The sequence below is a fragment of the Roseovarius sp. A46 genome (assembly GCF_004126395.1).
Lineage (GTDB): Bacteria > Pseudomonadota > Alphaproteobacteria > Rhodobacterales > Rhodobacteraceae > Roseovarius > Roseovarius nitratireducens.
The window spans coordinates 1-8898 of record NZ_PVWS01000055.1 but is presented as its reverse complement, the minus strand read 5'-3'; the positions used below and the strand labels follow the sequence as shown (position 1 = coordinate 8898).

Genomic DNA, 8898 nt, shown 5'->3' with positions numbered 1-8898 from the left:
CCCCGACTTGCCGAACTGTCTTATCCAGCGGCGCAGCTGCGTCTCGTGGACGCCGAGTTCCGCTGCGACATCCATGATCGACAGCCCGCTCGTCTCGACGCGCTCCGCAGCCTGCCGCTTGAACTCAGCCGGAAAATACCGGCGCTTCTTCTCCATCGGACACTCCTTCCGTTGGCTCGAAAGCCTATCATGGGTGTCCACCAATCCGGGGCAGGATCACAAATCCCGACCTGCGCCTCACCCTGTCCATGGACGACCGTGTGGTAGACATGGTCGAGGGCGGGTTCGACGTCTCGATCCGTATCCGCGCCGCGATGCCGGACTCGGCGCTCGTGGCGCGCAAGATCGGCACCATGCGGCAACGGATCTTCGCGTCGCCCGCCTATCTTGAGGACGCGGGCATGCCGCAGTCGCCCGAAGATATCGCCGGGCACAAGATCGTCGGCTTCCTGCTGGCCGATCACCTGACCTCGTGGACCCTGACCGGCCCCTCAGGCGCGAAGACCATCCCGCTCGACCCGCCCTTACGCGTCGGCAACAGCCTGGTTCTGCGCGACCTGCTGATCGCGGGCCAGGGTATCGGCACTCTGCCGGATTTCGTCTCAAACCCGGCCGAGGCGCAGGGCGACCTGGTCCGTGTCCTGCCGGATTGGGAGCTGCCCGCACCGGAGATATTCGCCGTCACCGCCTCTCGCCTCGGCATGGACGCGAAGGTGACGGCGTTTCTCGACCACCTGCGGGCCGCGCTTCGGCCCTGACATTCTTCAACCGCTGTAAAGAATGAATTGACAGCGGGGCGGTTATTCCGGCCGCGCCGATCCGCGATCTTCTCGGGCAAGGAAACCCAGAACCCTGAGAGGATCCCATGACCCGTGTGCTCGTTCTTTATTATTCCAGCTATGGCCATGTCCGCACGCTTGCGCAGGCCGAGGCCGAAGGGGCGCAATCCGTCCCCGGCACCCATGTCGACCTGCGCCGCGTGCCCGAAACCGTCCCCGAGGATGTCCGGCAGAAGGCCGGGTTTGCCACGGACGACACCCCTGTCGCGTCCCCGGCCGATCTGGAACGCTATGACGCCATAATCTTCGGCACGCCGACGCTGTTCGGCATGATGGCGGGTCAGATGAAGTCCTTCCTCGACCAGGCGAGCTCGCTCTGGGCGCGGAACGCGCTTGTGGGCAAGGTGGCGGCGGTCTTCGCTTCTACCGGGTCGCAGCATGGCGGGCACGAGGCAACGCTGCTCTCGACCCAGATCCCGCTGCAGCATTTCGGGATGCTGATCGTCGGCATGCCCTACAGCTTTTCCGGGCAGACAACGGCTGACGGCATCATCGGTGGTGCGCCCTATGGCGCCGGCACGATTGCGGGAGCCGACGGCTCGCGCGCGCCCACCGAGACCGACCTGGCGGGCGCTCGCTTCCAGGGCGGCCATGTCGCACGGATCGCCGCGCGCCTTGCAGGCAACGTTCGGGGCGAGGAGGCTGCTTGATGGCCGCGCTTACCGTCGACTTCTTCCATGACGTGGTTTGCTGCTGGTGCTTCAATATCTCGTCGCGGTTGCGCAGCCTGACCGAGGACTTCGACCTCGACATTCGGCACCGCACCTTCGTTCTGCAAGCCAGCCGCGCCGAAATGGCTGCACGCTGGGGGAGTCCCGAGGATGCCCGAGAAACCATCCTCGAGCACTGGGCCGTCTGCCGTCAGGTCAGTGACCGGCCTGAGCTTGTCGATATCGACGCCATGCGGGCCGCACAGCTCGACTATCCCCACGGGATGACCGCGGCGCTTGGCTGCAAGGTCGCGGAACGGATCGGCGGGCAGTCCGCCCACTGGGACATGTTCGACCACCTTCAGCACGCGCATCTGGCCGAGGCTCGCAATGTTGCGGACCCCGAGGTCGTGCTGAGCGCCGCACGGGAGCTGGGCTTCGAGGCTGCCGCCTTCGCAGAGATTTTCGACGTTCCAGAAACCCGTCGCGCCGTCGAGGCCGACCGGCAAAAGGCGCGCACCCTTAAGGTCCGGGCCGTTCCCACCATCATCGTCCGCGAGACGGGCACACGCCTTGTAAACGGACCCCGCGAGGACTTGGCCGCGCAATTGCGCGCCGCCATCCGCCTCGTCGCCTGAAAAGAAATGTCATGACCCTGCCTTTTCTCCATATGCGCGGCCGGAGCCGCCACCGCATCCTCCGAGACATTCCACGCGATCTGCCACCGCACCTGATGCGCGACATCGCCCTCGAGCCCTGGCCCGACCGCCCGCGCATGTCCGCGCCTCCGCTCTAGTGAGCCCCAACAGGAGACCCCAATGTCCCGCACTATCGACATCCTTCTCACGGCGCTCGCCCCGGCGGTCTGGGGCAGCACCTATCTCGTAACGACCGAGGCGCTGCCAGTGGGCTACCCGATCACGATGGCGGCGCTGCGCGCCTTGCCAGCCGGACTGCTTTTGCTCACACTCACGCGCTGCCTTCCGCCGCGTATCTGGCTCGGTCGTGTCTTCTTGCTTGGCAGTTTCAACTTCGCGCTGTTCTGGGCGTTGTTGTTTGTGGCCGCTTACGGGCTACCGGGAGGCGTGGCGGCAACGCTCGGGTCGCTTCAGGCCATGATGGTCATCTTCATGGCGCGCGGGTGGCTCGGCACGCCAATCCGGGCAGGCGCGGTCGCTGCGGCCGCGACCGGAGTTTCGGGCGTGGCCCTGCTTCCGATCGGCCCGGATGTCGCTCTCGATCCAGTAGGCATCGCTGCCGGGCTCGGGGGCGCCGCGTCCATGGCGGCGGGCACCGTCCTAAGCCGGAAATGGCAGCCGCCGGTTTCCGCACTCAGCTTCACCGCCTGGCAGCTGACCGCAGGCGGATTGATCCTGCTGCCCTTCGTGCTGGTTATGGAACCTGCGCTGCCACCCCTGACGGTGACGAACCTTGCAGGGCTTGCTTGGCTCGGCCTCGTCGGTGCGGCGGCGACCTATGCGCTTTGGTTTCGCGGCGTCGCCCGGATCGAGCCGGGGGCTGTCTCCTTGCTGGGCATGATGAGCCCCGTGACCGCCGTGCTGCTCGGCTGGGTAGTTCTGGGCCAATCCCTGACCCTTGTGCAGGGTCTCGGCGCGGCCATCGTTCTCGGCTCTGTCTGGGCGGGGCAGCGGGCGAACCGCCCATTCGTTACCGGCGCCAGGGTGCGGCCGGTCAAACGCTGGGCATAGGTTGCCCGATCACTCCTTCGGAATGGGAAAAGCACCATGCCCCCCTTTGCACCCACCGACAACCTCGTCGGGAAGGCGCCGTTTGCCGGGCTTCTCTACCTCGTCATCATCATCACGGGCCTTGGGGCCGAGATGGGCCTGCGGGGGCCGCCAATCGACTTCGCAGACGCGGACGCCACCGCCGCCGCAATCCTTTTGGCACCCGGTCAGTTCCGCCTTGCCATCGTCGCGGACCTCGTCATGGCGGTCTGCGACGCCGGGCTCGCGATCCTGCTCTACCTGATCTTTCGCTCGGCGGCCCCGGGCCTTGCCCTGTCGGCGATGGTGTTTCGCTTGATCCAGACGGTGCTGATCGCCGTCAGCCTCATGGCCTTGCTGGCAGCGTGGTTGGTGCTTGGCCGTCCCGACGAGTTGACCGATGCTTCAGTGCTCGCGCTGGTTTTCCTCGACCTGCACACTCATGGATACGACCTTGGGCTTGTCTTCTTCGGTGTGAACAGCCTGATCATGGGCTGGGTTGTCTGGCGCTCGGGCCTCTTCGCGAAAGGGTTTGGCGCTGGGCTGGTGATCGCAGGCCTCGTCTATCTCGTCGGCAGCGGCCTGCGCTTCTTCGCGCCCGAATGGTCCCCGGCATTCATGCCTGCCTACGGGCTGACTATCCTCGCCGAGACGGCGTTCTGTCTGCGGTTGCTCTCTCAGGGCAGTCACCGCAACCGTTCCACCTAACTTTGGAGTCCCTGATGACCGTCCATGCACGTCCCCTCTCGCCGGAAGACCGTTCCGCCTGGAACGCGCTGTTCCGAGATTACCTTGCCTTCTACGGCACGGCTCTGCCCACAGCCTCTCTCGAGCGCAGCTTCAAGAAACTGATCGATCCAGCGGATGCCGACCGCTTCGGCCTTGTCGCGATCGCCGACAACAGGGTCGCGGGCTTTGTGAATTGCATCCTGCACGGCCACAACTGGCATGATGGGGAGGTCTGCTATCTTCAGGACCTCTTCGTTGCGCCGGCATTCCGGGGCTCCGGGATTGGACGCCACCTGATCGAAGCCGTCTACGTCGAGGCCGATGAACGGAATACGCCGACTGTGTATTGGATGACGCAGCGGTCCAACGCCCGCGCCCGACGTATTTACGAAAAGGTGGGTAGCCTCACGGAGTTCATCAAGTATGTGCGCGCATGATGGATCCTCCCGGAACCCAGCCGTAAATCCGCAGGAGAACCCGGCAATGATAGGGCTGCGCCTTCGGCGACGGCGCCGTGACCGGGTGCCTCACGCTGCGTTACAGCGTCGTGTCAGTTGGAGGGAGTCCGCTATGGGCCGAGTTTGACACATAGGGCAACCAAAGTTCGCATCCTTGCGCATCCTTCTGCCCTGCACATCCCGGAAAAACGAGATTGGCGCGGCCGTCGGCAATGTCTCGCATTCATGGAAATTGCGCCTCCACCGGGCTTCACGGTCAGCCTGCTTCCCTGGAACTGATCGAGCCGTCATGGCGCATTGCTCCGACGGCGGTGGATTGCCTCCCGCCCACCGAGAGATGAAAGGCGCAGCAGCCGGGGTTAGGAATGGCTTGCTTTTTACTGATACACATCCACCCACCTCTCGGCACGAATGTGAAGTCCTAGGAAAATCGAAATCGTGATATGGGGATGCCTTCTGGTGCCACCGACGTCGTGTTCCCGAAACCTCCTACACCATGACTATGCGACCAAAGACTGTCTGCCGAAATGCTCACATCGTATACCACTGAGACGGGCGCATGGCTGACATCCTCGGGATCCTCAATGTCGTCGATACTGAATGGTGCACATGCCCTCCAAACCCGATTTCCAGATGACAGGCTCTGGTGCAACGAATGGCGAGTGACCACGCGCAGATCGCCATGATCACTGCCATTGTCCAAGAGATGCCACACAGCTTGATCGCGTTCAGCTGCGCCTGACAAGGTAGCTGGAAAACAGGTTCCGGTAGTCCGGAATGTGGTTCGAGAAGAGCTCGCCCAGCCCTTCGATATCGTTGCGCCAGTCGCGGTGCAGCTCGCAAGCGGCGCCGAACCACGTCATGAGCTGAGCGCCCGCTGCCGACATCCGGTCCCAGGCCGCGTCCCGGGTCATCGGGTTGAACGTGCCCGAGGCGTCGGTGATCACGAACACCTCGTAACCCTCCTCGATGGCGGAGAGCACCGGGAAGGCCACGCAGACCTCCGTCACCACGCCAGCGACGATCAGTTGCTTCTTGCCCGTTGCCCTCACCGCAGCCAGGAATTCCTCGTTGTCCCAGGCGTTGATCTGCCCGGGACGCGCGATGAAAGGAGCGTCGGGAAAGGTCTCTTTCAACTCGGGCACGATGGGGCCGTTCGGCCCGTCCTCGAAACTCGTCGTCAGGATGGTCGGCAGGCGGAAATATTTGGCCGCGTCGGCGAGGGCGAGGACGTTGTTCTTGAACTTGTCCGGGTCGATATCCCGCACCAGCGAGAGCAGCCCGGCCTGATGATCGACGAGCAGGACGGCTGCGTCGTCCTTGTTCAGGCGCTTGTAAGTAAATGACATTCGCGTTTCCTTCTGGTCTGGCGGCCGGCATCGCGGCCTCGGAGTGTTCTGGCGCTGCGCGGCTTGGCTGCCCGGATGTGGCTGGACGAAACGAAGCGCAACGCGCACAGCATACCGGGCGTGCTGTTCGCCGCCATTGGGCGCGGCGCGAATGTCGGGTTCACGATTCGAGAACGGGCAGAGAAGGGCAGCGGACGGAAACCGGCCCTAGGTTCGCAGCCAGGGGGGCGTGTCGCCAAGATGCTCCACGAGGTGGTCGATGAAGAGGCGGAGCTTTCCCGGCATTGGCCTGACCGGCGGCCAGACGACATGAATGGGCAGGGAATGCGGCCGCAGATCCGGCAGAACCTGGACCAGACGGCCCTCGTCGATATCGCGGTGCACGATGAACATCGGCAGGAGCGCGATGCCGAGCCCGGCGCAGACCATGTCGCGCATGGCCTCCCCGTTATTGGTGACGAGGTGGGAATGCCTGGGAGGCCGGACAGGCGAATCGAACCGCCAGATATCGCCGATGCGCCGGTTCAGATAGCTGATGGTGGCATGCTCCGACAGATGGCCCGGCTCGGTCAACGGACCGTGACGCGCGAGGTAGTCGGGACTGGCGACGATGGCGCGCCGGTCCTCGCAAAGCTTGCGCGACAGGAGCGTGCTGTCCGACATCTCGCCCAGCCGGATGCCGACATCGTGCCCCTTGCGCGCGAGATCGACCATGGCGTCATCATAGTCGAGAACGATTTCAAGACTGGGATGGGCGCGCGCGAAACCGGCAATGATCGGGCCGAGGTGATGGATGCCAAAACTCATTGGTGCCGATATGCTCAACCGGCCCTGCAAGTCCGTCCCGCCAGATGCCGCGGCCTCGGTTGCGTTGACAAGTTGCGCCAGCGCCGGACGCAGGCTTTCGGCAAGTGTCAGCGCCGCATCAGTCGGCGTGATGCGACCGGCGTGGCGCGTGAAGAGGGCCGTGTCGAGCGCCGCCTCGAAGTCGCTGATCCGCTTGCTGATCACGGATTTCGAGACATCCGCGCGAATCGCGGCTCCCGAGATGGAGCCCGCGTCGATGACCGCGAGAAAGGTCTCGATCTCGTTGATCGTCCAGCGCATTCCAATTGATTACGGCAAGGATTGGTCCGGCGCAATTTGCGAGCTTGGCGCGGAACTAAGTCGTGATCTCAAGAGAGCGCCAGACAGAAGAAACCCGCGTTCTCGAAAACAGAACGGCAAGACCATTGATCGGCTCCGGAGCGGTGCACAGTTGACCCTCGAACGCGGCAAGACCGCACGAGTGGGAGAATCCGAAATGAGACATATGAGTTCCATCAGCACGGCCGCGTCGGGCCATTGGGTCGGAGACGGTTTTCCGGTGCGGTCGCTGTTTTCACACATGAGCGGCGAAAACAGCCACGATCCGTTCCTGATGCTGGACTATGCCGGTCCGCATCACTTCGAGCCGGCGTCACGGCCGAGGGGCGTCGATGTGCACCCTCACAAGGGGTTCGAGACCGTCACCATCGTCTATCAGGGCGAGGTCGAGCACGGCGACTCGACCGGCAAGGGCGGCGTGATCCGCGAAGGGGATGTGCAGTGGATGACCGCAGGCGATGGCATCCTGCACAAGGAGTTCCACAGCCACGACTTCACCGCGCGCGGCGGCCCGTTCGAGATGGTGCAACTCTGGGTCAACTTGCCCGCAAGGGACAAATCGGCCCCGCCGGGCTATCAGGCGGTCACGGATGCGCAAATCCCGGCAGTCGATCTGGACGAAGGTGCCGGGCGGCTGCGCGTGATCGCGGGCACCTTCGATGGGCATGTGGGCCCGGCGCGGACATTCACGCCGATGGAGGTCTGGGACCTGCGCCTTTATGCGGGCAAGCGGACCGACTTGGCACCACCCGACGGGCAGGATGTGAACGTGGTAGTGCTGAGCGGGTCGGTCGCGATCAACAGCGACGCGCCAATCACCGGCCCCGCCGTCGCCCGCCTGGAGGGCGAGGGGACGTTTTCGGTCGCGGCCGAGACGGAGGCGAAAGTGCTGCTGCTCTCGAGCGAGCCCATCAACGAACCCGTAGCGGCTTACGGCCCGTTCGTGATGAACACCGAGGCTGAAATCCGTCACGCCATTGCCGAATTCCGTGCGGGTGCATTCGATAGCTTGTAGAGGGCATCAATATCACGGGCGGGGATCATCCCCGCCCCCTTTCGCGAGGTCATGGTGCGCCAACTTGCCAAGGGCAAAAGCCATCACGTATGCGAGGCATCGTTTGGGCAACGAAATTGGCGCACCTGCGATAGGAATGGCTCGCCTTTTAGGAAGACGCGTCGCGGCGGATCCCGATGGGCAAGCGAAGTCCTGGCGAACAGTTTAACGAGCATATGAGAATACGTTGCTGCGACCAATTTCAAAGCGAACTGACCACATACGGGAAGACAATCTGCGGCGTTGGAATCCACGCCCGTAGAAGAACTGCCGCACCAGGCTATCTCAACGGGAGCAGAGGAGAAACGCTTCACGAGGGGATACGTCCTCTCCCGGCCGCACTTTTCTACGTCGTCTATATGGGGGGCGTCGTCTGGTTCGCGGGTTAGCCGGCGCTGCGCGACGGAACGCCTGCAACAGCGTTTGTCAACGGCGCCATACTGGGCTTTGTCGCCTACGGCACTTACGAGCTGACCAGCTGGACGGTGATGCGCGACTGGCACCCCTCGATGGTGGCCGTCGACATGGCCTGGGGCGCCACACTGACTGCAGTGGCGGCCTGGAGCGGAGTAATGGTTGCCCGAGGCATCGGCTGAAAGGAAAGCCAGTGCCGTTGTGAGAGGTTTAGGCTCGGACAAAGGTTCAAGAGACGGCTGTGAAAGAGGGATGGGGCAATAGATTGGATCGAGCCAGCCAATTCTGTCGACCCACGACTACCCCAAACTCCAGAACGCAACGCAAGATTTTCAGGCACGCGGTTACTCAGAACTGGCCTATCAGTCGGCGCTAAGTGGTGAATTCTTGAAGCCCAAGTTTCCCTTAGGGAAAGTCTGAACAACGCCTTCTGCTGCGCCGACGCGCCGATGTGAGGGCCATGCCGGGCATCAGGCAGCTTGTTTCCAGCGGCTTTCGGGCTGCTTCGGCCGCTCGGTTGGTGGACAGGCCA

The 8898-nt window shown here is 63.5% G+C and carries 10 protein-coding genes; 7 read left to right on the top strand and 3 right to left on the bottom strand.

The genetic code is table 11. The features are described 5' to 3' along the window. Positions 1-156 (bottom strand): transposase (locus tag C6W92_RS17035; protein WP_164989284.1); only part of this gene is annotated, 156 nt, incomplete at its 3' end. A gap of 47 nt (positions 157-203) precedes the next feature. Here C6W92_RS17035 and C6W92_RS17030 point away from each other — a divergent pair. The 6 genes from C6W92_RS17030 (at position 204) to C6W92_RS17005 (ending at position 4382) form a co-directional block, all read left to right on the top strand. Then, complete coding sequence (locus C6W92_RS17030; RefSeq protein ID WP_347232820.1) at positions 204-758, top strand: substrate binding domain-containing protein; 555 nt, start codon at positions 204-206, stop codon at positions 756-758. Positions 759-865: 107 nt separating this feature from the next. Beyond that, a complete protein-coding gene (gene wrbA / locus C6W92_RS17025; protein WP_129435284.1) occupies positions 866-1489 on the top strand; it encodes an NAD(P)H:quinone oxidoreductase in 624 nt (207 codons plus the stop codon). Beyond that, the gene (locus C6W92_RS17020) at positions 1489-2127 is read left to right on the top strand and encodes a DsbA family protein (protein ID WP_129435282.1); all 639 of its coding nucleotides are present in this window, start codon (positions 1489-1491) and stop codon (positions 2125-2127) included. The genes wrbA and C6W92_RS17020 overlap by 1 nt, the downstream gene beginning before the upstream one ends. 180 nt (positions 2128-2307) lie before the next feature. Next, positions 2308-3198 (top strand): EamA family transporter, encoded by an 891-nt coding sequence (locus C6W92_RS17015; protein WP_129435280.1) that lies wholly within the window; start codon positions 2308-2310, stop codon positions 3196-3198. A 36-nt stretch (positions 3199-3234) separates the two neighbouring features. Continuing rightward, entirely contained in the window at positions 3235-3924 is a 690-nt protein-coding gene (locus tag C6W92_RS17010) for a DUF4386 domain-containing protein (protein WP_129435278.1), read from the top strand. Between the two features lie 14 nt (positions 3925-3938). Next, complete coding sequence (locus C6W92_RS17005; protein WP_129435276.1) at positions 3939-4382, top strand: GNAT family N-acetyltransferase; 444 nt, start codon at positions 3939-3941, stop codon at positions 4380-4382. Positions 4383-5131: 749 nt separating this feature from the next. On the opposite strand, the gene ycaC is transcribed toward C6W92_RS17005, so the two are convergent. Beyond that, positions 5132-5752, bottom strand: a complete 621-nt coding sequence (gene ycaC, locus C6W92_RS17000; protein WP_129435275.1) for an isochorismate family cysteine hydrolase YcaC — start codon at positions 5750-5752, stop codon at positions 5132-5134. A gap of 207 nt (positions 5753-5959) precedes the next feature. Beyond that, complete coding sequence (locus C6W92_RS16995) at positions 5960-6859, bottom strand: LysR family transcriptional regulator (protein WP_129435273.1); 900 nt, start codon at positions 6857-6859, stop codon at positions 5960-5962. On the opposite strand from C6W92_RS16995, the gene C6W92_RS16990 reads away from it, so the two are divergent. Beyond that, on the top strand, positions 6816-7913 hold the full coding sequence (locus C6W92_RS16990) for a pirin family protein (RefSeq protein ID WP_206735559.1): 1098 nt from the start codon (positions 6816-6818) through the stop codon (positions 7911-7913). The two genes, C6W92_RS16995 and C6W92_RS16990, sit on opposite strands and share 44 nt — an antisense overlap. Positions 7914-8898 lie beyond the last annotated feature (985 nt).

Excerpts from the sequence above, each read along its gene's own strand:
- C6W92_RS17010 (WP_129435278.1), top strand. The coding sequence starts at position 3,235 with ATGCCCCCCTTTGCACCCACCGACAACCTCGTCGGGAAGGCGCCGTTT.
- C6W92_RS17005 (WP_129435276.1), top strand. The coding sequence starts at position 3,939 with ATGACCGTCCATGCACGTCCCCTCTCGCCGGAAGACCGTTCCGCCTGG.
- C6W92_RS16995 (WP_129435273.1), bottom strand. The coding sequence starts at position 6,859 with ATGCGCTGGACGATCAACGAGATCGAGACCTTTCTCGCGGTCATCGAC.
- C6W92_RS16990 (WP_206735559.1), top strand. The coding sequence starts at position 6,816 with ATGACCGCGAGAAAGGTCTCGATCTCGTTGATCGTCCAGCGCATTCCA.
- wrbA (WP_129435284.1), top strand. The coding sequence starts at position 866 with ATGACCCGTGTGCTCGTTCTTTATTATTCCAGCTATGGCCATGTCCGC.
- C6W92_RS17015 (WP_129435280.1), top strand. The coding sequence starts at position 2,308 with ATGTCCCGCACTATCGACATCCTTCTCACGGCGCTCGCCCCGGCGGTC.
- ycaC (WP_129435275.1), bottom strand. The coding sequence starts at position 5,752 with ATGTCATTTACTTACAAGCGCCTGAACAAGGACGACGCAGCCGTCCTG.
- C6W92_RS17020 (WP_129435282.1), top strand. The coding sequence starts at position 1,489 with ATGGCCGCGCTTACCGTCGACTTCTTCCATGACGTGGTTTGCTGCTGG.